The 26,382-nt window shown below is 43.3% G+C and carries 4 protein-coding genes; all 4 read right to left on the reverse strand.

Features of this window, described 5'->3' with window-relative positions; all coding sequences use genetic code 11:
- Positions 1-27: 27 nt before the first annotated feature.
- The 4 genes from BSQ33_RS19100 to BSQ33_RS19115 are packed head-to-tail and all read right to left on the reverse strand — an operon-like array spanning position 28 to position 26,135.
- A complete protein-coding gene (locus BSQ33_RS19100; protein ID WP_088134950.1) occupies positions 28-6,591 on the reverse strand; it encodes a type I polyketide synthase in 6,564 nt (2,187 codons plus the stop codon).
- Between the two features lie 17 nt (positions 6,592-6,608).
- The gene (locus tag BSQ33_RS19105) at positions 6,609-11,987 is read right to left on the reverse strand and encodes a type I polyketide synthase (RefSeq protein ID WP_088134951.1); all 5,379 of its coding nucleotides are present in this window, start codon (positions 11,985-11,987) and stop codon (positions 6,609-6,611) included.
- A 28-nt stretch (positions 11,988-12,015) separates the two neighbouring features.
- Entirely contained in the window at positions 12,016-18,648 is a 6,633-nt protein-coding gene (locus tag BSQ33_RS19110) for a type I polyketide synthase (RefSeq protein WP_088134952.1), read from the reverse strand.
- Entirely contained in the window at positions 18,645-26,135 is a 7,491-nt protein-coding gene (locus tag BSQ33_RS19115) for a non-ribosomal peptide synthetase (protein ID WP_088134953.1), read from the reverse strand. The genes BSQ33_RS19110 and BSQ33_RS19115 overlap by 4 nt, the downstream gene beginning before the upstream one ends.
- Between the last annotated feature and the right edge of the window lie 247 nt (positions 26,136-26,382).

Genomic DNA, 26,382 nt, shown 5'->3' on the forward strand with positions numbered 1-26,382 from the left:
TCATTCCATCTTGTTTTTGTTCTTGTTCTAGATTGAGTCGCTATTCGTTAAACCATCTACAAAAGTCAACTTATCATTGAGCCATTCATCCAATTGATCTTCTGCAAAATTTCCTAATTTATCTACTATCTCCGATTCTGCAGATGCAGACTCGGTAACATGTGCTGGTGGTATTTCAGAAAAATGTTCACCCTCCGCCGTCTTCGGGCTGGGTAACAACATTTCTGACAAATACTGAGCAATCGCCCGGGGGGTTGGATAATCGAAAATCAATGTACTGCCTAAACGACAGGAAAAACGTTTTTGTAATTGATTTTTAAGTTCGATAGCCATTAATGAATCAACACCGGTGTCGGTCAGACGAGCGTCTGCATCCATTGTCTGATGGTGACGAAAGCCAAGTATTTTCTTAATTTCATGAAGTACTGACTCCAGCATCAGTGCAGGCTGATCACTAAAATGGGCATCTCGAATGTCTGTCAGCAGATCACGCTCAACCTTACAGCGTTCCCGATAGCGTTCATAGAAATGGCGATAAAATGTTTGTTTCATCCGTTCAGGTACAGAAGACAACCATGTCGGCCAATCTATCTGTGCCACACAAAGCCGAGCCGGAAGTAATGGTGACTGCAGGATTAATTGCAACATCTGCAAACCATCAGTAGATGACAAGGGGGTTAATCCGGCTCTTACAAGTCTCTGTTGCTCCTGAGATGAAAGTCTGGCTCCCATCCCCATGTCTTGCCATAAAGGCCAATTGATACTGTATCCGACAATGCCCAGTTGCCTTTGATAATGTGCCAGTCCATCAAGAAATGCGTTAGCAGCTGCATAGTTCGATTGACCTTTCACTCCAACAACCGATGCCAGAGAAGAATAACTGATAAAAAAATCCAGAGTAATATCGGCATGTCGGCACCATTGATGTAATAACCATGCACCAACCGCTTTAGGCCTTATGACTTCCTCAATCGTATTACGTGTCTGTTGCTCTATCACACCATCATGTAATACACCTGCCGTATGAATGATTCCTTTCATTAATGGCATCGTTTCCCGAATACTGTCCAACGCAGAGGCGAGTTCTGTTTCTTCAGCAATATCAACTTGCCATGAAGAAACATCCACACCTTGGGAGCGCCAACTTTCAAGAATCTGAGAAACCATCTCACTAGGTGCAGAGCGTCCAAGAAGAGCTAAATGTTTAGCTCCCATATCAACAAGCAGAGCTGCACTGGCAAGTCCAAGATCACCTAAACCACCTGTGATTAAATATGTAGCCTGAGGATCAATCGATTCGGGTCTGCTCTCCATCTCTCTGGGTGGCATATACAGAGCAACTTTGCCAATATTTTTACCCTGAGATAAAAGCCGGAATGCCTGTTTGACCGATTCCACCGGGAAAGACTGAACCGGGAGAGGTTGATACAAATTCTGCTGGTAGCCATCAACCATTTCCGATAACAGTTGAGTCTGCAGCCCCGGTGTGACTGCCATTGCCTGTCCTAAATCAAAAGAAAAATACTGAGCGTCGGACCGATACTGATGAGCCTGCGCCTCACTCCACACACCGATCTTACCAATATCGACAAACCTGCCTTTCGATGCCAGCACATCAAATGAATTCTGAATGAAATCCCCATTGAGGCAGTTCAAAACAACATCTACACCTTGCCCTTCCGTTAGTGTCAGAATCTGCTGACGGAATTCCTGGCTGCGAGAATCCATCACATGACAGATACCTTGACTTTCTAAGTGAGTCCATTTCGGCTGGCTTGCTGTTGCAAAGATCTCAGCACCTCGTGACAAAGCAATCTGTACCGCAGCCTGACCAACCCCACCAGCTGCCGCATGAATTAAAATACGTTCTCCCGGTTGCAGACAAGCCAGATGATTCAGTGCATAACATGCGGTCATAAAAACTGTTGGCAACACTGACGCCTGAACAAAATCCAGTGTCTTCGGCATGGGGACTACACAGTCCTGACTAACCGTAACTGTGCTGGCAAAAGTTCCGGCTGCAAATACAATAACAGACGTCCCCACCCGAATCTGATCAACACCCTCACCAACAGCGGTTACAACCCCAGCACACTCATACCCGAGAGGTAGTTGCTCTGCTGAATGAATGCCAAGCTCTACAGCATGTTCTTCAAGCATCCCCAATGTATATAAAACATCTTTGAAATTGAGGCCACTAGCTCTGACCTGGACCTGAACTTCTTCCTGCCGGGGTTCTCTTTTCTGAATTGTTACCGGATGTAGATTGTCAAACACACCATATTCTGACAGCTGAATTTTGAAGTCCTGAGTCTTAGTTTTAACATCATACACAAATGGTTGAAAACGACTGACAAACCGCTGTTTTCCACGATAAGCAACTTGTATCTCAGCATCATTGGCAGTCATCTCAGAAACGATGGGCAGGAAATCATAATCTTCTGATGACATCACCCGGTCTAAATCAAGATGCAAACATGCCAACTCAGGATGCTCAGCATCGATAGCCTGAATCAAACCATTCAATGTACTTTGTCTGACCGAATATGTGTGATGATCATTCGGTACAGCACAGGCACCATGAGTAATCAACATGAGTTGTGGAGGTTTATCCTGCAATCGTCGGGACAGAACTTCCACCAGAGACAATATCTGTGTCGGTATTTCGCTCAAGGATTCAATCAACCCATCATCCACTACCTCAGACGGATATACAGTGACAGGAAAATCACCCAGAACAATCACACCATGACAGAAAGGAGTCTGAAGAGAAGTAAGCATTGACTCCACTCCGGCCACATCACAGACAGCACAGTCACATCCCTGCATACGCAGTAACCCGGCAACCTGTTCGACAGGTTGAGATTCATTACCGACAATGATCCAAGACTGACCTGCAACAGAGTGGGTTTCACCCGCTTCTGCCTGTTGCCACTGCACTTGGTAAAGTAACTGTTCTGCTTGCTGCCAGGTCATACTTCGTTTCGAAGAACCGGAAACCTGCCGAAGCTCCAGTCCTTTGAATCGAGCAACCCACTGACCTTCAGCATTCACAAGATCTAAATCGGCATAAAGCGATGTTCCATCAGTCTGAACAGGTGACTGGATGCATGCGTGACACCACAACTCTCGTTCACCGGAGTGGTAAAATGAGACTTGCTCAATTCCTATCGGCAAGTAGATAGAGTCCTGATGCTGTAACAGCCCACCTAAAGACTGAAAACAGGCATCAAGCAACACCGGATGAAAATCCAGATCATTTTCCAGCAGTTCCGGAAGTTTTATATGACTCAGTGCCGATGTATCACCAACCCAAAGTTCATCTATTGCCTGAAATGCAGAGCCGTATTCCATACCCTGACGCGCCGCACGCTGATAAAAATGACCAGGGAAAATCATCTGTTGGCAGGATTGCTGCCAACGATGCAACTGTGCAAGACCATCAATATTCGGAACTGTACTATGTACTGACGTTATCTGACATTCTATATGTTGCAACCATTGTGTCTGGGCTCCGGATTCACTCGTGCTGAACACACGACCGATATAGACATCATCTTGTTTTTTCAGTGATGTCTGCACAGATATAGTGTCTGTTTTCGGAAGCACGAGCGGCTGCTCTATCTTGAAGTTCATGATGGTGTCTTTAGGCTCCCCAGGCAATTGCCTCATCGCCGCCGATATCATCGCCAGATATCCTGCAGCAGGGAAAATAATCTGATCATAAACACAATGATCAGCAAGATACCCCAAAGACTCGTATGAGAGTGTTTTCTCATAACACCATTCATCATGAAGGGTTGCTACCGAAACTGGAGAACCTAACAAAGAGATCTCTGAATGATCAACATGGTTACACAATAATGTCTTTCCGGATGTAGATTCAGAATACCAATGCCGCTGACGTTCAAACGGATAAACCGGTAACAACATTTTCTCCCATCGAGAGCCCTGATAATACGAATCCCAGGAAATATGACTTCCACGCTGGTATATGTGGACTAAAGATTCAGCCAGATATTCAGCCTCCTGACGGCCTGGCTGAAAACTACCCAGCCATAGGACTGTTTCATCCTCAATGCATTGCTTTCCCAATGAAACCAAGGTCGGACGCGGACCAATTTCCAGAAATATATTACCTCCGGACTGTTCTGACACCCGAATACTTTGAAGAAAATTCACAGGAGCTTGAATATGCTGAACCCAATAATCCGCAGTGCTAATATCATTCTGGGCTATTTGGCCAGAAACATTAGATATCAGAGTCCGCTTGGGGAGCTCGTAGTGAATACTTGCAGCCACTACTGCAAATTCTGCCAGCATTGGCTGCATTAATGGAGAATGGAAAGCATGAGAAACATCTAACTGAGAATATCTGATTTGTTGCTTATCCAGCAGCTCAATGATTGATTGTAGCGCTGTTTGATCCCCTGAAATGACGGTCTGCTCCGGCCCATTGTATGCAGCAACAGACACTTGCCCGGTGAATGGCACAAGTAAAGTCTCTACAGTCTTTGCATCAGCCATCACGGCATACATTTCTCCTTTTGCCGACAACGGCTGCATCAGACGTCCTCGGGCTGCAATCAGTTTTAATCCATCTTCAAAACTGAATACACCGGCGTGACAAGCAGCTGCATATTCACCAACACTGTGGCCCATCATGGCAACCGGTTCGATACCCCATGCAAACCATAATCGGCCGAGAGCATATTCCAGAGCGAAAAGAGCAGGCTGCGTATACTGAGTCTGACTCAATTTGGATGAAGACTCTCCCCAGAGTAAACTGAATAAGGAAACACCAATCTGTTCTATAAATAAATCTTCAATGTCATCCAGATACTGTTTGAATTGTTTATTTCTCCGGTACAGTGTCTGCCCCATTCCAATGTATTGAGAACCCTGTCCGGTAAATAAGAACACAATATTGCTTTCGGCAGCGGCTACCTTCTCACTATCAGAATGAACGATCTCCTGTAACTGAGACTGCAACTCAATTTTTGAAGCCGCAGTAATTCCCTGACGGTATTTGAAATGTTTCTTCCCAATATTCGCGCTATAACATAGAGATGACAGTTGTTCTTCCTGAGTATGACTCAGACATGCAGACAATTGTGATGCGACTTCCCTAAGCCCTTTCTTCGTTCTGGCAGACCATGTCAAAACATAAGGTGACATTGGCTCCTGATTTGGCTCAGTTGCAGGCTCTGGTGCTTCTTCAAGAATCACATGAGCATTTGTTCCAGTAAAACCAAAAGAGCTGATCCCGGCCATTCTGCTTTTTTGAACAGCTTCCCATTCACTCAACCGGACAGGGATGCGAATATTCAATTTATCCCAGGGAATGTGCGGGGAAGGATGATCCAAATGCAAATGAGGTGGTAATTGCCGATGTTGCATCGCTAATATCGTCTTGATTAATCCGGCAATCCCCGAAGCAGATTCAGTATGACCAATATTCGTCTTTACAGAGCCCACCCATAGTGGAGCTGTTCGCTCCTGATTAAAAACGGCTTCCAGTGCCCGGATCTCAATCGGGTCACCCAATGATGTGCCTGTTCCATGAGCCTCAACATAGTCGATCATCTTCGGAGAACACCCCGCCTGTTTCAAAGCTTTCCGGATGACCTGCTCCTGTGCGTAGGCACTGGGTACTGTCAGTCCACCGCTGGTCCCGTTCTGATTTACCGCACTACCTTTGATAAGAGCAAGAATTGTATCTCCGTCATTCTGAGCCTGTGACAATCGTTTCAAGACAACCATGCCACAGCCTTCACTTCGGACATAACCATTTGCCGAGGCATCAAATGCTTTACAGCGGCCGTCTTCCGAAAGCATTTTGGCTTTAGATGTCACAACATTCATATGCGGGTCGAGCAGTAAACAAACTCCTCCGGCCAAAGCCACATTGCTTTCACCGGTGTGCAGGCTCTGACAGGCTAAATGTACCGCAGTCAGTGAAGAAGCACATGCAGTATCGACTGCTATAGCAGGGCCATTCAGATTCAACAGATAAGATATCCGACTTGCCGTCGAGCTCAGGGATGTACCAACCCCCATATAAGCATTGGCTTCTCCACCGTGAGTTTTGACATAGTCGGAACCGCTGACACCAATGAACACACCCGTTGAAGTTTGTACTAACTGTTCAGGGCTGATACAAGCACGCTCTAATGCTTCCCAACCGACTTCCAACATTAAACGCTGCTGAGGATCCATATTCGCAGCCTCACGAGGTGTGATTCCGAAAAAATCCGCATCAAACTGATCAATACCGGTTAAGAAACCGCCATGACGACAATACATTTTTCCGGTTGCTTCAGGATCAGCATGGTAATATTGTTCAACATTCCATCGGCTTTCAGGAATCTCTTCAATGGCGTCAATTCCATTACCCAATAGTTGCCAGTATGATTCTGGGCTATTGACCCCCCCGGGAAATCGACAGCTCATACCTACAACGGCAATCGGCTCACTTGTCTGCTTTTTCAGTGAAGAGATCTCCTTCCGCATCTTTTCCATTTCAAGAAAAGCACGCTTGATTGGAGATAATTGCTGGGAACTTTGCTCTTCTAAGGCTGTATTAGTCATTTTTTCTTATGCATCCATTAACTTTCAAACTGACTCATCATTAATTCGGCAACTTCTTCATCCGTCATGGATTCAAGCATGCCTAGAGTACTGACTGACTCTGTATCGATCTGATTTTCTTCTTCGGTAACCTCATCTATGTCAGCAACATCTGACGGGTCAAATGACAGGCATTCATCCACTATGTACCCGGCAAGTTTCTTAATTGTCGGAAAATCAAAAATCAACGTGGAATGAAATGAGCAGGCAAGCTGCTTTTGAAGCATATTTTTAAATTCAACTGCCATCAGCGAATCCATACCGATATCAAACAGCTGCTTATCAATATCGATCATCTCAACCTGCTTAATTCCCATGACCTGAGCAACCATATCAACCAGATGTGTTGCCAGTGTGCGGCGTCGATTATCTGCAGGGGTTTGCTCCAATACAGATAACAAGGGAGACGTTGTGGTTCTTGCCTGGGACTTTGACAAAGTCGAACTGCTTTTTAGCAGATGGGACTGTTCTCCTTTTTCTGGTCGTTGCTCCCTCATGGCAGGTAATGCTTTCAGTAATGCAGGAAATTTGCAGTGCGATGCGTAATGCGGCCAGTGAATATCAAGTGCCATAACCTGTGGCGGCACACCTTTTGACTGACCATGAACTAATGCCTGCATAATTTCACAACCCTGCCTGATGGAAATAAATTCCATTCCGATTGATTTCAGGCGTTCCTGTTCAGTGGTATCCAAAGCTGAGGCCATACCCACATCTTGCCATGGCCCCCAGTTAATACTCTGAACAGGTAAATGGTGCATACGACGATACGATGCCAGAGAGTCTAAAAAGCCATTGGCAGCGGCATATGCTCCTTGACCATTTCCAGGTAAATAACTAGATGCTGAAGAAAATAAAACAAATAAATCAAGAGATAATGATTGTGTTAAACGATGTAAATTCCAGGCACCAGCAACTTTCGGTGCTAAAACACCAGACAATCGCTCAGGCAAATAATTTTTGATCATGCCATCGTCCAAAACTCCGGCAGTATGGATAACACCTTTGATCGAGTATCTGGCTCCATACTCGGAAAAAATTCTCTCCATATCCTGATAACGGCTGACATCAGCATGCTCTACCTGAATATCAATTCCCTGCTGACTCAGCTCGGAGATACGTTTTTCCTTTTCAGTACTGGCTCTGTTCCTGCCGAGTAACAGAATATGTTTTGCACCTTGGCTGACAAGCCACTCTGTGACAGCAAACCCTAATCCACCCAAGCCACCAGTTACTACATACAGACCATCGGGATCGACAGAGGAAGAAATATGACCATCTACCCATTCTGGCTGACATGGCACAATTCTTCGGGCATAGGTTTGCTCTCCCCTGAGCATCAAATGGGCTTCTTCATCCAGAGCAAGCAGCATATGGAGGAGTGGGGACTCTCGACCTGACATTACTGACACCGAATCGATATCAACAAACCGAAAACGCCATTGAGAAAATTCACAAGCTATAACCTGTCCCAGACTCCATAAAGGAGCCTGAGCCAAATTCTGACAGGCCAAAGAAGTTGATTCTCCATGACAAAGTTCCTGAGCCTGCCGGGTAATCAGCCATATCCGGGGCGGAAGAACAAAATCAAAACAACTCAACGCCTGTATCGTTTCCATCCATAATCGGCAAGTGTGGAAAACTTTGTCAGCAACATCATCCTCGTTCGCTGATATATCAAGCCCCCATAAGTAACTCACCTGTTTTGGAACACCACCTAAGTATTCCTGACACAAGGTTTCAAGGGTACCGGTATCTGTATATACCACTGCTGGAGTATGGTTATCACCCCGCCTTTCCGGAAGCCGTTCTTTATAGACCAGCAACACACGTTGCTGCAAATCTTCCAGATCGACAGCCATGGCTGCCCCTTCTCCATCCTGATCTGCAAAAATCAGCCATGTGTCCCCGGGCGTAGGAAGGTTTGACGAGACATCAGTAGATAATTCGATATGCTGCCAATCTTCATGATAAAGAAGATGCTGAATCTGAGTTTCCGCATGAGATGGATTGCGTGATAAAACCTGAAAACCATCAATACAGGCAACTATCTCACCGGACTCAGAAAACAGGCGCAAATCTAACTCAATTGAATTCTGCCGGGCACGAACCAGACGGGCATGTCCCCACAAAGTTACCGTCGGATGAGACAACACACGAAAACGTTTTACACCAACAGGTAAATGTGCTGATTTATCTCTTTCATTCTTGTCCAGAAAAGCAGCCAGTAGTTGAAATGCACCATCTAAAAGAACAGGATGCAGAACATCCCCTCGGGACATTTCAACCGATACCGGCAACTCTATTCTTGCCAGAGCCTGCTCCGGACCACCCCAGAGCTGTCGCTGACATTGGAAACTCTCACCTAAACAGACACCAGACGTAATATTGTAAACATCAACATCCAGTACCTGCTGACAAGCATCCTGCAGTGAACTCAGAACGTTATGGGACGGTGTGTCTTTCTCGCTAACGAGAACAACTTTCCCCTGAACATGGCAAAGCCACGATTGTTCATCTGCCGCATCATTCCAACTGTATATGCCAAATGTATAGCAACCATCATCTTCATATTCAGACAAGGTTGTCTGCACAAGACAACCATCATCAGTAAGATACAGCGGCTGCTGAAATTCAATATTCTCTAATTCAATAGAATTTTGGTTAAGCCCTGTCTTTCCAGCAATCATTCCCATTTCAAGCAGAGCTGCAGCAGGAACAATTACCCGATCATCTAACGAATGATCAGCCAGGTAAGCAACTGACTGAACCGAAAGCCGATTCTCGAACAAACAAATGAACGACGAAACTGGTGGCAACAATACTTTTCGTCCTAGAAGAGGATGTACTTCACCATCACTTCGTACTGATAATTTCGGCAGACTTTTCCAATAGGTCTGCCGCTGAAAAGCATAGGTTGGCAGCCAATGGAGGCGGTGATAACCTTCCGACGGATAGATGTCGTTCCAACGTAGCATGACACCAGCCTGATACAACGAGGAAAGCAACACGCATCTGGCATGGTCATCCTGCATATCGGGAAAAGCAGAAACACATGTTACTACTGATGAAAAAGAGAGAAGTGAAGTTGAGACTATCAGACAGGCATCATAACCAGAGGACTCCAGTTGAATCTGTAGTGATCGCTGATCCATGTCACTAGACATATCGAACTGTTCCAGCCAACCGGTTGCCGACGCCATATGCTGAGCAATATTTTCTCCATTTGTCAGAGAAAGATAGTCACGATTCGGCATATGGTAAACCGCTTGTTCTACAGCATGAGTAAAGGCCTTTCTGCCCTTATCCTGAGCAATGATCAAAGCAATCGTATCTTCTGGCATCAAAATACCAGCTACACAGGCAGCAGCATAAGCTCCACTACCAACACTAGTGACTGTGTGAATCGGTATTCCCCAGCTCTCCCATAATGTTGTTGTTGCATACCCGAGAACAAAGCCTATAACCTGCCCGTGTAAAAGAGTACCAACGAAATCACCTGTAGCCGTCTCGGACCAGAGGATGTCGTATAAAGGGCGGTCTAGATGTGGGATAAGCAATTTGGAGCAATAATCGATACATTGCCGAAAAACAGCATAATCTTGGTACATACGCTTCACAACATCTGGCCGATAATGACCTGTCTCAGGAAAAAACATCACCAGTTCAGGCACATTAGCCGTGCGAAATTTATCTGGCGAAAAGTTTTCAGCAATATGTTGTAGCTGCGAAACTATTTCGTTCACCGAATGACCAACTACGGAGACTCTGTTTTCAAAATGTAATCGTCCTGTGTTTACCGAATAACAGATGTCAGCAAGAGACACCTCAGGCTGGTCACGTAAGTAACTGATATATCTTCGTACCTGATGATATAATGAGTCTGAAGTTTTAGCAGACAGGCAAAGTACATGATTTTGACCACCGTCCGGTTTGATATCATGTGTCGATGTCGGTTCAATACATAGTGATGACGATGGTGCTTCTTCAAGAATCACATGTGCATTCACACCGCTAAAACCAAAGGAACTAACCCCAGCCAAACGCTTTCGGTTTCCCCGTTGCCAGGCTGTCTGCTTCACTGCAACATCAATGACTCTGGAATCCCAGTCAATTTCAGGATTTGGTTGGTGAAAATGTAAATGCGCCGGAATATTCTCATGGTGCATCGACAACAAAACTTTAATAATGCCAGCAACACCAGCCGCCGCTTCTGTATGGGCAATATTCGTTTTTACAGAACCCACTTTTAACGGCTGTACCTTTTGTCTTGTCTGACCGAATACAGCCTGAATTGCACTAATTTCTATCGGGTCTCCCAATGGTGTTCCTGTCCCGTGAGCCTCGATATAATCAATCTCATCAGGCTCAACCTGTGCCTTTTCTAATGCTGTCTGAAGTAATGATTGTTGAGAGCGCCCGTTAGGTACGGTGAAACCACTTGTTGGCCCATCCTGATTAATAGCTGATCCCCGGATAATCCCCCAGATAGGATTGCCATCTTGCAACGCACTGCTTAACCGCTTTAACACAATCAGGCCACATCCTTCTCCTCTGGCCATACCATCAGCTGAAGCATCAAAAGTTTTACACCTTCCGTCAGGGGACAACACTTTATTCTGGGACAACGCAATTGTATTAGCAGGGGAAATAATCAGATTAATTCCTCCGGCAATCGCCTGCTCACACTCTCCGGAGCGAAGACTCTGACAAGCCTGGTGAATAGCAACCAATGATGAAGAACATGCTGTATCTACCGCAATATTCGGTCCGATAAAACCAAAAACATAAGAGAGTCGACCAACAGTGGCATTTGCAGCGTTTCCGGTGAGCGAGTAAGCATCAATCTGCCTGTAATCGTTAAGCATTAACGAAGGTGAAGCATAGTCACCTGTACTGACACCGACAAAAACACCAGTTGCAGACGGGAGACTTCTCTCATGCAACAGTCCTGTATTCTCCAGAGACTCCCAACAGACTTCCAGCAGCAATCTCTGCTGTGGGTCCATCGATTGTGCTTCCCTTGGAGATATACCAAAAAAATACGGGTCAAACTGATCGATCGCAGAGAAAAAACTTCCCCGGCAAACTGACATTTTTCCTTTAACATCCGGATCCGGATGATAGTCTCGGGATAAATCAAAACGTGTTTCCGGCATATCTGTCGTCATATCTACGCCAGAGCGGAGCAAATCCCAGAATTGAGTAATATCATCAGCACCAGGGAAACGACATCCTAAGCCGACAACAGCAATCGGCTCTTTCAGTGCTTCCACTTCTGCTGATAATGTCTTTATTTGACGCAAAGCCCTAGCCATAACTGTCTTTTGCTTCTCTGCATCATTTATGTTGCCCATGATATCAATCCTTTTTATATAATTATTTTCAGTCAATCAGACTGTCTTCCAATAGAGCCATCAGTTCATCTGACGATAAATCTTCGTAGTTATCCGATTCATTCTGTACCACATCGATAGATTGTTGCCCTGAAACTGTCGGTGCCGGACTTTCCAGTTGAAGTAATGATGACAAAATAAACTCAGCCAGCCGGGAAACAGATGGATAATCAAACATCACCTGTGCGGCAATGCTGCCTCCCAATTGAAGAGACAATCGCTTACGTAAATCGATAATCAGCAAGGAATCCATTCCCATATCAAAGAACCCTTGCTCTGGGTTTACAATTTCTTCTGGTGGCAAGCCGAGAACATCCAATATTTCCTTGCAAATGGATGCTGTCAGCCGGGGTAAACGTTCCTGAGGAGGAAGTTCAGTAAGGCGCTGTTGCAAATCATCATCAGGCACTGAGGCATTCGACTGTGAAACTACCGATGTATCAGTGACAATATTGGTAAAAAGTGGACGGTTTTTTCGTGACTGATAAACAGCTTTGAATTTTTCCCAGTCAATATCAACAATGATTCCCTGGCTTATATCTTGTTCGATCAGAGAAAACATTTTATTTAACGACGCATCAGGGCGGAGTAAACGTGCTCCGGACTTCTCTGCCATTTTCTGTTCATGATGGCCCAGCGTATCTTTCCATGGTCCCCAATAGACTGTTAACGCCGGAAGATTCTGCTGTCGGCGGAATGCCCCCAAAGCTCCCAGAAAAGCATTTGCAGCCGAATAATGAGCCTGTCCGGATGCTCCCCATACAGAGACCATTGATGAATACAAAATGAAGAAATCCAAAGGCATCTCTTTCGTGAGTTCATGAAGATTCCAGGCGCCAGCTACTTTGGGTTGTAAGACGTTATCCAAACAATCGATATCAAACCGTTGTGTTACTCCTCCGGAAATTCCAGCAGCATGGATAACCCCTTTAATTTCTGGCATTGTCTGTTTCAGAGATGTAAATAACCGCGTCATCGATTCTCTGTCTGTAACATCCGCCTGGCAAAGGTATATTTTGTCTCCTTTTACCCGAAGCTCTTCCAGAGTCGATTCTACCTGCTGTGACGGAGAATTCCGGCCAATTAAAATCAGGTGTTTTGCACCTTGTTCTATCATCCAAGTAGCTGCTCTCAAACCGAGCTTACCAAGACCTCCGGTTATCAGATAACTAGCTTCTGAATCAAAAGAGAATTCCTGTTCTTGTCTTCCGGTATCGGGGGTTAAAGGGGTGAGCCGGGCAACCATGCGTGAACTGCCACGAAAAGCCAGTTGTTCTTCGCCATCATTTGCCGTGATCTCTCGCCATAAACATGATGCTTCAATATCATTATTAATATCTTCTTCACGGTGAGAGTCTAAATCAATTAATCCCCCCCAATAATCCGGGTACTCAACTGAAAGCGTTTTTCCTATACCCCAGGCAAGTGATTGAGCAAAACCATCTGCACCCTCATGACTAACTTGCTGAGCACCTCGGGTAACCACCCAAACTCTACCGGAGGAGGCGCTTTCTGCCATTGTGGAAAGTAATGTTTCAAGAGCATGAACACTCGCACAAGTTGTGGAGACTTGCTTCGTAAAACCTCTCGGCGAATCATGATTTGTCAATAAATCCAGATTCCACAGGTGGACTACATAAGTAAGCCGGGAAACAGGAACATGCTGGCTCAACATGTCATAATGCTGCGCTACCGATGGATTGAGTATGAAGTGACTTTCACCGGTCTTCACAAAGTCATTCCCTTGGGTGACGCAGGTCACCTGGTCACCACGAGCTGTCAACAATCTCATCATAGACTCACCAACACCCTGGTGATCTGCAAAAATCAGCCAGTGAGCCGACGGAACCACCTCAATATCCAACTCTCGGGAGGTAACAATCAGAGCTTCGGCACTGGCTTCATCAAGCTGATAAACGTGTGTATTCGTCAGGTGATTGTCTTGCAACAGACATTGCCATTGTTTACCCGATAAAAGAGGATAATCCGGACGTAAGCCTATGTCAGTGAAATGCCACCACCCATCGGTCAGGCCAAAACTAAGATCGCCCCAGCGCTGAGGCTTAACCACCTCACGCATTACGAGAATTCCCCCCGGCTTCAAAAGCCGGTGGACCTGAGCCATTGTCTGGTGCATCTCCCTCGTCGCATGTAACACGTTAGAAGCAATGATCATGTCATACTGGTGTTCGGAGAACCCCTGCTCTTCCAGATCACTTTCAATATTCAGTGTCTGATAACTGACAAAATCATAGGCACAGAAACGCTCTTTAGCATTTTCGACAAACAACGGCGATATGTCAGTAAAATCATAATGTACCGAATGTTCCCGTAAAGAAGGCAGAAGAGCTGCCGTTGTACCACCGGTACCCGCGCCAATTTCCAAAATACTGGCTTCCTGATCAAGAGGAAATGTGTCTAAAACATGAATGACTGTTTGAGTCACCAATTGGTTCATTCTCTGAGCTAACGGTGTATGCTCATAAACTTGGTTGACATCGGTAACATCACCATCGGGAAATAACACATCCAAAGGATCAGCAACACCTATCAGCACTTGATCCAATACTGGACCACAACGGTTCAGTATGTTCAGCTCAGCAGTCACCGAATCCAATACCAGATTCGTAATCACTTCTTCATCGCCTTCTGGCAAAGACACCACATTCCAAAGATGCGGCTCACTCTGAACCAGAAAACCCACTTCAGTTAACATTGCAAGAATACGGGCCATAAGCCGTTGATACTTAGGAATAACACCCAATGTTTGGACACATTGCTCTGTGGTAAACGATTCTCCTTCCTGCCACACCCATCCCAGTTTCCGCAGTGCTTTCAGAACATATACGATACTCATAGATTCAACAGACTTAAGCTCCTCAAAATAACTTTTGATACTTATTTTATTCTGAGACTTATCCTGATGTATAACCTCCGCCATCAGTTCTTCAATGCTGGGTAAATTTTCCAACCGGGCCCGAACAGAACTGCGGAGCTTGTATTGCCACTGGACATCATAAAGAGACAATTGATCCTCTATAACGATATTGTTTTGCAGCAAAGTTTTCGGAACAATCCGGATCTTAACCCCCAGAACAGAAGCAACAGCCTGTTGCTCCGAATCCGTGATCAGAATATCGGCCATACGTAAACCCGGAGAAGTGTTTACACCAGTTCTTATACGGACTGCACAATTTAATTCACTCACTTTCCCCGAATGATAATGCATCGATTCAAACCCCTGAAAAAGGAAAGTTTCATCAGTATTACCCCCCAAATCCAATGCACTCAGTGTCTGAAAGCAAGCATCAATGAGTGCGGGATGGAGAGAATACTGATCTATTTGTGATTGCATATGTTCAGGTAACACAACTGTCGCGAATGCTTCATCTGCAGACCGTCGGACTGTTTGTAATAACCGGAAGGAGTGGCCAAATTCAATACCTTGCTGTTTTAAAATATCATACAGCTCACTAACACTAACCTCTTTCGTACATCGTTGAGATAATCCGGCAAATCCGGAATCAGTTATGTGATTGTTTTCATTAGCAATAATCTGGCATTCTGCATGTAGCAAAGCACTAGCTCCGATACGACGGCTTCCCTGTTCGAAAGAAAATACTTTTGCCGTATATCCTTCACTTGTTTTAACCAAGGAAACCTGCAGGGTTACAGCTCCGTCTACTGGTAATTGAAGTGGTTGATAAATACTTAGCTGAAGAAGACTCAAGAATGTGCTGCCAGTCACCTGAACAGATGCCTCTAAGATCATCTCTATCATTGCACTGGCAGGCATAAAGACCTGACCATGAAGGACATGATCGGATAGAAAATCCGGCATATCCGCTGAAACCTGAGATTCAAACAAGAAAGTATCTTTCTCAAGCAATGGAGAAGAAAATGGCCGTCCCAACAGTGGATGTAAAAGTAAAGAATGAGAAGATAGATCTACCGACTCCGGAAGAATGGATTTCGCTCTTATATCTGCTTCAACCCAATACCTTTGTCTCTGGAAAGGATAAGTCGGCAGATGGACACGTTGCGGTTGGTTTTCAGCATATACAGAATGCCAGTGGATGTTTACTCCCAATGTATACAGACGAGTCAGAGTTTCAAGCAGATAATATTCTTGATGTCGAAATGCAATCGAGGTCAGCCACTGAACCCCGTCAGGAACACATCGTTGTGCCAGTTTATTTAAAATATCCACAGGCCCGATTTCAAGACAAAGATAGGTTCCTTCCCGATGAAGCGTATGTACAGCCATTTCAAACTGTACACATTGCTCAACCTGACTAACCCAATACTGTTTATCGCAAAAGAGCCCTCTTTCACTTTGCCCGGTAACTGTAGATATCATCTTTAATTGGGGAAAGTGAAATGTCACCGTACTAATAACTCGCTCAAATTCGCTCAACATCGGCTTCATCAGCGTGGAATGGAAAGCTCTGGAAACATCTAAAGGACGGTAGTCAACGGCATGTTCGTGCAAAAGATTTATAAAATCATCAATACACTCAGCCGCACCTGAAATCGTGACATGTTCCGGACCATTGATTGCGGCAATGGACAATGTTTGCTCAAACTGAGTCAATAGTTCCTGCACGGATACCTCTGAAGCAAAAACCGCCAGCATTTTGCCAGGTAAAGTCAGCTCTTCCATCAGCCGTCCCCGGGCAACAAGCATCTTAATCGCATCATCAAGCGAGAAAATGCCGGCAATACAGGCCGCGGCATATTCTCCGATGCTGTGCCCAAGCACACAGGTTGGCAAACCGATCCACGTTCGCCAAAGTTGTGCCAACGCATATTCAAAAGCAAATATAGCAGGCTGAGTATACTGAGTCTGGGAAAGGAGAGAACTCTGTTCTCCCCACAAAACAGATGTAAGTGGAACACTCCAGTATGCTTCCAGTAGAGAAGCACATTGGTCAAGGGCTTTTCTGAAAACAGGATATTGCCGATAAAGTTGCTTGCCCATCCCTGAGTACTGTGCCCCCTGACCGGTAAAAGACCAGCCCATCGCTCCAGACGATGCCCATACCGGCTGATCTTTCTCCCTCAGAAAGTCACACAATCCAGTTTCCAGTTCATGATGATTTCTGCCAGTAAAACCAGCCCGATATTGATAGTGATTTCTGCCTACAGAAGCCGTATAACAAAGACCAGCCAGACAAACTTCCGGAGAATTCTGCAAAAAATTGTGATAAGACTGAACAAGATCACGCAATGCATCAGGGGTTTTTGCAGACAAACACAGAGGATAGATGTCCTCTTTAGCCCCTACATGCATTTCATTTCTCAGGGGAAGATTAGCCTGCTCCAAAATTAAATGAGCATTCGTTCCACCGAAGCCAAATGCACTCACAGCTGCACGTCTGACATCATTGTTAATCCACGGCCGACACTGGGTGTTGACATAAAAAGGAGAATTATCAAAGTCAATTTGAGGATTTGGCCGTTCAAAATTCAAGCTAGGAAATAATTGCTGACGGTAAAGTGAGCCCACAGCTTTAATGAAACCTGCCACACCAGCAGCAACATCTAAATGTCCCAGATTAGTCTTCACCGAACTAATAGCACAATAATTTTTTTTTGTAGTATCCTGATTATAAACATCACTTAATGCTGAGATCTCAATAGGATCCCCCAAAGCAGTACCAGTGCCATGCGCCTCGACATAACCTATTGTCTCTGCTGACACATCAGCAATAGCTAATGCTTCAGCAATTACTGATGATTGCCCTGCCTGACTCGGTGCAGTGAAAGACATTTTGTCTCCACCATCATTATTGACGGCTGAACCACGAATAACTGCATAGATAGGATCTTGATCAGTAAGTGCATCTTCCAGTCGTTTCAGCAAAACGATCCCAACCCCATTTCCAGGAGCTGGCCCCTGAGCGTCAGCATCAAATGCCCGAATTTGTCCATCAGGAGAAAATATGCCACCTTCTACATATTGATAACCAACACCATGTGGAACAATAACCTTCGCCCCACCAGCCAAAGCCATATCACACTCATAGGATAACAGCGCCCGACATGCCATATGTATCGCAACAAGAGAACTAGAACAAGCCGTATTGACACTAACACTTGGCCCCGTCAGATTAAGTTGATGAGAAATCATCGTTGCTGCATAATCTTTATCATTCCCGACCAGTAATTTTAAATATTCTATCGAATCCGACCGGACAAAATCACTATGTAGATTATTGATGAAATACGTATTCAGGCCGACACTGGCATAAACAGCTACTGGGCAACCCTCCGGCTCAGAGGCATAACCAGCATCTTCCATTGCTTCATGTGCGCATTCCAGTAATAGTCTTTGCTGCGGATCAGTTACCCGAACATCAGAAGGAGGCATTTTAAAAAACTGAGCATCAAAAAACTCGACACCATTAAGAATCCCTGATTTTCTTACATAGTTTTTATCAGATCTTTTGGCTTTCGTGACACCTTTATTCTGTAAATAATCCTCAGATAACTCTCCCATTCCACTTAAACCGGCAGCCATATTATCCCAAAACTGCTGAGGGCTATCTGCACCGGGGAAACGACAACCAATTCCAATAACAGCAATACTTTGTAACTCTTCCGGTGTTAATTCTTTCATAGTTCATAATTCTCCAACCGACTTTTCCTGCGGGAACGGGCATTGGCGGATGACTGTCTGGCTTTATTGGCACGAGATTTAGCAACTGATAAATCAAGATTCTGAGAGTCTTTCGATACAATAAAGTCAGCAAGTTTACGGATAGACGTGTATTTAAAGAGATCTGAAGTAGACAGTTCACATGACAGCGACTGTTTCAGTTTGCGGTAAAATGCTACAACATCCACAGAAGTCGCACCAAGCGAGAAAAAGCTACTTTCTAAATCAACAGAAGGAACCGATAAAATATCTTGCAGCCCACTTGTCAAGGTTGCTTCCAAATCTGACACAGGCACTGAAGATTGTGAGTTCTGTCTTTGTTCATAAGCTTCACAGGCCAGTTTTTCCAAAGCATTCCGGTCAACTTTACCGTTAAATGTCAACGGCATTGTCGAAACCACAACAATTGCTGAAGGCACCATATATTCCGGTAATTTTTTCTCTAATACTTCAGATATTATCTGACTTCTGAGCTCTTTTCCCCCTTCTTCCTGGACAATCGCAGCAAGTTGCCGACTACCCTTCCGAGGCTCAATCACAATGACCACAGCATCCTGAGCAAATTCACATTCTTTTAGAACACTCTCGATTTCTCCCAGCTCGATTCGGTATCCCTGAATTTTGACCTGATAATCTTCTCGTCCCTGGAAAAGAATATTTCCGTCAGGCAAATAACAACCGCGGTCACCGGTTCGGTACAGGCGTTCTTTCGTGTCTGGGTGAAGAATAAAACTTTCCTGACTCTTTTCCTGATTTTTCCAGTATCCCTGAGCAAGGCCAATACCACCGATATACAAGTCTCCGGTTACAAAATCCGGCTTTTCAGTCAAATGATGATCCAAAACATAATAGGTCTGATTAAGCAGAGGCTGTCCATATGGAATACTTTTCCACTGAGGATCTACATTCCGTATGGGATAGTGTATTGACCAGATTGAGGCTTCTGTCGCCCCACCCAGACTATTAACATCAATGTCTCGCCCCAGTGTCCAGATGCGTCCCGGCAAACTTACAGGAATCCAATCCCCACTCATCAGAACAATGCGAAGTGATTCAGGAAGATGTCCATGACATTCTTCAGCATAATCAACAAGCATTTGCATCAATGCCGGAACCGTGTTCCATACACTAACCTGCTCCTGTTCGATTAGCTCAAACCAATGTTCCGGATCACGTAGTTTATCCGCATCAGGTACGATAACTGTGCCGCCAGCAGCCAGTACACCAAAGATATCATAGACAGATAAATCAAAGCTAAGTGAGGAGATTGCAAGCGTACGATCACTGTTAGTTACACGATAGCGCTGATTAATATCTAATACTGTATTCGTAACCCCAAGGTGATCGATCATAACTCCTTTAGGCTGACCGGTAGACCCCGATGTAAAGATGACATATGCCAGATCATTCCATGACTGTACAACAGGCAATTTATTACTTCCTGAAGCGTCAGATTTCATATCATCGTTAATACGAACAACTCGAACAGATTTAGGCCACCGTAATGAATATTCAAATTCTTCCTGTGTGAGCACGATACTTACATCTGCATTCTCCAGCAAATAATGTTGCCTTTCCTCTGGTAATGAAGCATCTATGGGCAAATATGCACCACCTGACTTTAAGATTCCCAGGGTTGCAACTATCTGCTCCCAGCCTTTCTTCATAACCACTGCAACCAGCTGATTTGGCTGGATACCATGCAATCTCAATAGATGACCGATATGGTTACTAAGATGAAATATTTCCTGATAACTGAATCGTTTCCCACCACTTATCAGAGCGATACTTTCCGGCTGACTTTCCGCCTGATCATCAAACAACTCATGCAGCATACAAGCAGGAAATGACGTTGTGGTGTTGTTACTCTGCTGACGAACAGCCATTTGTGTTTTGGGTAAACTACAGCTTGACTTAGGTAGCCAATGCCATGCTTCACTCATAGTGCCCAACTGACACAAAAGCTGATAATGAGCATCAAACATATCCTCAATCATACCTTCAGGGAAAAGACCGTCAGTAACAACCCAACTAACATGAACACAATCTTCTTCCTGGGTCACTAAATAATCCAGCCAGACCTGAGGCGTTTGATTGGCAACATAGACTGGTTCCCCGAATACGGATTTCATACGCTTACTAAGCGTCTTATCCCATGAACTCAGTCCCGAGGGAAAACATGTAAAAACAACCGGCATCAGATTATCTGAGATATGAGACTGCTGCTGAAAAATTTCCCTTAATATCTCAACACCGGAAACATCAGCATGTGCCATAGCTTCAGCAAGTCGGTACTGAATATCTTTTACCTTTTCAACAAAGGTCATTTCAGTTGAGTAATCAACTTCCACAGGAACAAATGTCGAAAACAACCCGGCAACATCATGAATCTGATCATGTACAGATGGGCGGTTCAAAATGGGCACATTGATGGTAAAGCGAGGAGAATGACTCCATCGTTCCAATATTGTCGTATAAGCAGTCAACCAGACAGCTGCGGAGGTTAAACCATATTCCTGTGATTGAGACTCAATGCTGTTCAACAGATCAACCGCAAGATTCCGGTGAAGAATTCGGGTCTTATGTTGTGTCAATTGATTCGGCTGTTTTGCCAATGGTAAATCAGGGGCCGGCGCTAACGTCTTTATCTTTTCTCGCCAATAGTTCAATGAATGTTGTTGCTCCTGGACCTGACGTCGGTTTTCTTGCCATTGGACATAATCACGAAATGAAAACGCAAACGGCTCCAATAGATCGTTATCCGTTGGTTGTTGATATTGAACCAGTAAATCATGCAAGATAATCTGAAAGCTTCTCGTGTCTAAAAATTGTCCATCAATACTAATATGCAGCCTCTGTTTTTCCGGAGAAAAAACCGAGAGTCTGACATCAAACATTGGCCATTCTTTTAGATCAATAACCTGATGAGACATTTCTTCCCGAATTTCAGATAAGCATTTATCAACTTGAACATCTTGTAGATGTGAATAATCCACTATCGGTATTTCCCATGTAGGTACATGTTCAAGAACACACTGCTGATCATCTTCAACAATTACTGTTCGTAGTGCTTCATGACGACGGATAACCGAATTACATGCTTGATTAAAGCGGAAAACATCTAATGAGCTGCATTCAATTTCAACATACCAATGTAACGACACTCCTCCCAGAGAAAATACATTTTGCCGTCCGACAAAATATGCTTGCTGCATGTCTGTTAATGGAAATGATTTATAGCGATCTTGTTCATCTCCCAGAAGTAACATATGTTCATGAGAGTTCTCTTGAATTTCAAGCGTCGCAATCCATTCTGAGAATTCTCTGATTGTCGGATAATCAAATAATTGATTTAACATCAAGGGATGTCCGGTGAAAGTACACAACTGCTCGATGAGTTTCATCGCCGAAAGTGAGTTCCCGCCTAACTCAAAAAATGTACTACATACACTAACATCTTCTATTTGTAATATTTTTTGCCAAATCTCTGCAATCTTGAACTCAAGATCATTTGCCGGTTTAACATATTCCTTTTGCTCTTCCCGATAGAGTGCTAATGCACGAAAATCAATTTCCTTCGAGTCGGTCAGTGGAAATTTATCTAATTCAATAAAGCCAGCAATACCATAATCAGTCTTATATTGTTTCATCAGTCTGTCAGGCAATGGGGTGCTCTGATCATGCAAAACATAATACCCATACCAGCCCTCAGAAGAAACTGGGGGCTGATCCAGACGAGCAGCAATATTTCTATTCTCTTTATCAAGACCAATAACAATTCGACCCGGACCAGTTTGCAATGCAGCTTCCATAGCAAGTAAAGCCTGACGTGGGGGGATCAAAAAGTAACCTTTCGCAATAAAGAAATCCTTAAACTTATAGCCAGTATTCATACCAACATTGTTCCACATGCTCCAGTCAAGGCAGTAGGCTCTTACAGATGTACAACTATTTTGGTACTGAGTGAGATTGCTTAGAAAAGAGTTGGCTGCTGCATATGTTCCTACATCCACTCCTCCAAACAGACCAAGAACTGAAGACATATATAAACAGAATGTATTTTCTCTATAGCTTAATATTTGGTGTAAAACCCAAGCCCCCTGGACTTTTGGAGCCATATCCAATAGAGCGGATTCAATATTTTCATCGGCAATTTTTCTTTCTGAATAGTGACCAGCAAGATGAATGGCGCCATTCAACGATTGCCCCCATATAGATTCCGCTTTTTCTACTGCGGCTCTGATTGCTTCAATATTACAAACATCAGCATTTTCATACAGTACATCACCCTGTAAGCTTTGTAGGATTTTTAGTTTATCTGATTTGTCTAACGTTAAGTCACGACCAATCAAAAGCAAACGGGCCTGATAATGTTGCAGTAAATGTCTGGCAACTAAGAATCCGATTCCTCCCAAACCTCCGGTAAGCACATAAAACCCATGTTGCTGGAAAGGAGAAGAAAATAATTCGATCTCTTGTTGTGGAAAAAGGACTTTTGACAACTGCGGGACCCATCGTTTGCCATGTCTATAAGCCACTTCAGTCGCTGATGAAACTATTCTTAACTCTTGTGCTAAAACTGTAGCATCAATCCGTTCCAATGATGACCGAGGCTCTAAGTCAATATAACGACATAATATGCAAGGATTCTCTTGAGAGAATGTTCTGAGATATCCCGGTAATACCCCTAATTGCAAATTAGTAGTATCATCTGAGAGAACAGTATACATCTGACTACCAACAATCATAAGATGAACCTGCTCATCTTCTCCTGTCACTTTTCCCAGAGTATTCGCCAGAGATAAAAAATGAAAAATAGTCTGAAGATCATCTGGAAAATTGAAATGTTCATTAACAATGTTATTCAGCTTATAACCCCACAGACAAATAACAGAAGATGGGAATTGATTCTTTTGTCTGAGTGTCTGAAATAAAGATTCTATCTGACTGGACTCTCGTGGATTTAATGTATAATGTCCCTCAGCGGTCACATCATATTGGTCTCCTGATTCAACGATTATTACAAAAAATCCTGACTCTCTGAGCTGATAGGATAATTCATCACCTAAACCATAGGAGTCAGTAAATATAACTACTGACTGAACATAATCATCTGACATCACCGAATAATCATTCCGGACACTCCATATCTGGCTAAAAAAATAATCAGGAATAGTATTAGAATTGTTACTATACAGATCAATTTCTTTAAGCAAGAGATCAAACTTCCCTTGGATAAGTTGATTACAAAGCATTGTCCTTTGGATTTTACCACTCGTTGTCCTCGGAAAATGCTCTTTAGACATAGGGATAATATATTCAGGACTTAATCCAATCTGACGAGATAAACTACTACGAATTTCATCAATAATAGGGCATAGTATGGAAAGATCTTTCAGAACAGATTCATCAGACAGGACAAAGCAAATAATCAATGAGTGTGTTTCTGTCTGAGAATTTCTTGCTCCGAAAGATGCAACATGGCCAGATAAAACACCAGAAACAGAAGAAACAATATCTTCAATATCATAGCAATAGTAATTTGCACCATTAACGATTACCTGTTCTTTCTTGCGGCCAGTTAATACTAAGTCTTTATCTTTAATAAACCCCAGATCTCCTGAATTAAACCAACCATCTCCGACAAGTGCTTCTGTATTAGCCTCATCATTTCGAATATAACCGCTAGTTACGACTGCACCTCGAATATGTAAATTCCCAATAACCCCTTCTGAAAGAGTTTCATTATTTTCATCTGCAATACGAATCTCAACTCCGGGAACAGGCTTCCCTAAAGACACAAAGGAAAAATATTCCTCTCCAGATTCTGAATATGGATGCAGTATATGTGGAAACTGCTTATCAGGTTGAACATGATACATTCCAGTATCAACATCAAAATCATTTTTATAGGTAATACAAGTTGATGATTCTGCCATACCAAAAGCAGGTTGCATCGACTGAGGTTTAACCCCAAATGGTTTTACAGCCTCAATAAAGGCTTTAATAACAGAGAGCGTAGCTTGCTCTCCTGCATTCATGAAATACTGAATAGAAGAAAGATCCCAGTGTTTCGAAGTACCTTCGGATAATTGCTCACTCACTAAGCGAAAACCGAAATTGGGAGCCCATGTATGTGTCACCCGATATGTATCAATCAAATCAAGCCATCTTAGAGGATCAGATAATATATATCCGGTATCAACATGCAGTTGCTCACAGCCCAGATATACATCTTTTAAATGGCAAGTTAACAAAGGAACCACATGATCCATAGGTAACCAATTCAATGTAATATCTTTATCACTGACTCCGTTATAGACCTGCTCAGCCTGAGCATGACTAATGATTGATCGACTTGTCTCTGGAATACACTTAGATACACCAGTACTCCCAGAACTCAGCTGCAAAAAAACAATATCTTTTGGTGTTCTTTCCGCATAGGTATCAACACTGCCATTTTTAATCAGTTTCTCACTTGAAAAAACGCGTAATCCTTCCATTGACATAACTGATGACAGTTCTTCTATCTCTAAATAATGGTCAGAAGTGGTTATAACGGCCGGCTTATCTAGTAAGCTCCAAATATTAAATAGCTTCTTTACTACATTTTGATCTGGATGATAGACAGGAGGAACAGCAACAGTAATAGGGCGAACACCAGCTAAAATACACCCCCATAGCATGGGAAAATAGGTATTGAGTTTATTTATCTGAAGAATGACTGTATCACCAGCTTTGATTCCAGATAATGAAAGACCTGCCAAAACTTTTTGGGCTTCAGCTAACAACATTTTATAAGTTAATCTAATTACCTGACCAGATTCATCAATACATGTAATAGCACGATTTGGATATAGATCTACAGTAGTGAGTAAAGCGTCAGTCATTGTACAAGCTGAGTGCTTAAATTCTGGCAACTCTCCGCCACAACTAATCGCCTTAGGTCTTCCAAGAACAATTTCTTTATAATTTTCATTAGAATAAGAATATTCTGCGGAATCTATCTGGATATTATCATAGTCATTAGATAAATATTGGTTTTGAAAAACATCAGATAAGTGCAGGCGACGGCTTTGATTAACGCGCTCCTTTAATACGAATTCAATATCGGAATATTGATATATATCATTAGAATCTATATCTTGAATTTCATGCTTGAATGTAAATTGACAATTCAATCCATCAAAATCAACATCTCCATCAATAATAGGAATATTTGAAACAAAGTACATATCCCATACCGTATCTTTAAAGTTATCAATATAATAAAGATCTGATAATATCTTTTCTCGACAAATGGGTACAGAATAACCGTTTTCTAGAACAATATATATTTTTACTCTATTTTCTGATGAAAATTCATTTCCACAGTAAATCGCTTCATCTAGAACAAACCGATGCTGTCTAATAGACAGAATCATTCTCTCTTGGAAAGAAGAATCCATTATACCTATCCTTTGACGGTGATAAGACACCGATGTCTGACTTTACAATAATCTATTAAGGCTCATTATCTTTAGTTAACATTGATAGTGAGTAACTCTAAAGATAAACGTCTAATTCTTATGTTACATCCATGTTATTACACCCAGACAATAGCAGTCAATAAATTTAACATCAAACAAAATAATAACATATTAGTTAATTAGTATTGATAAATATCATAATATCTACACCTCTAAAATAAGATAG

Origin of the sequence: Vibrio gazogenes, from assembly GCF_002196515.1 — a bacterium.
In the GTDB taxonomy this organism is placed as follows: domain Bacteria; phylum Pseudomonadota; class Gammaproteobacteria; order Enterobacterales; family Vibrionaceae; genus Vibrio; species Vibrio gazogenes_A.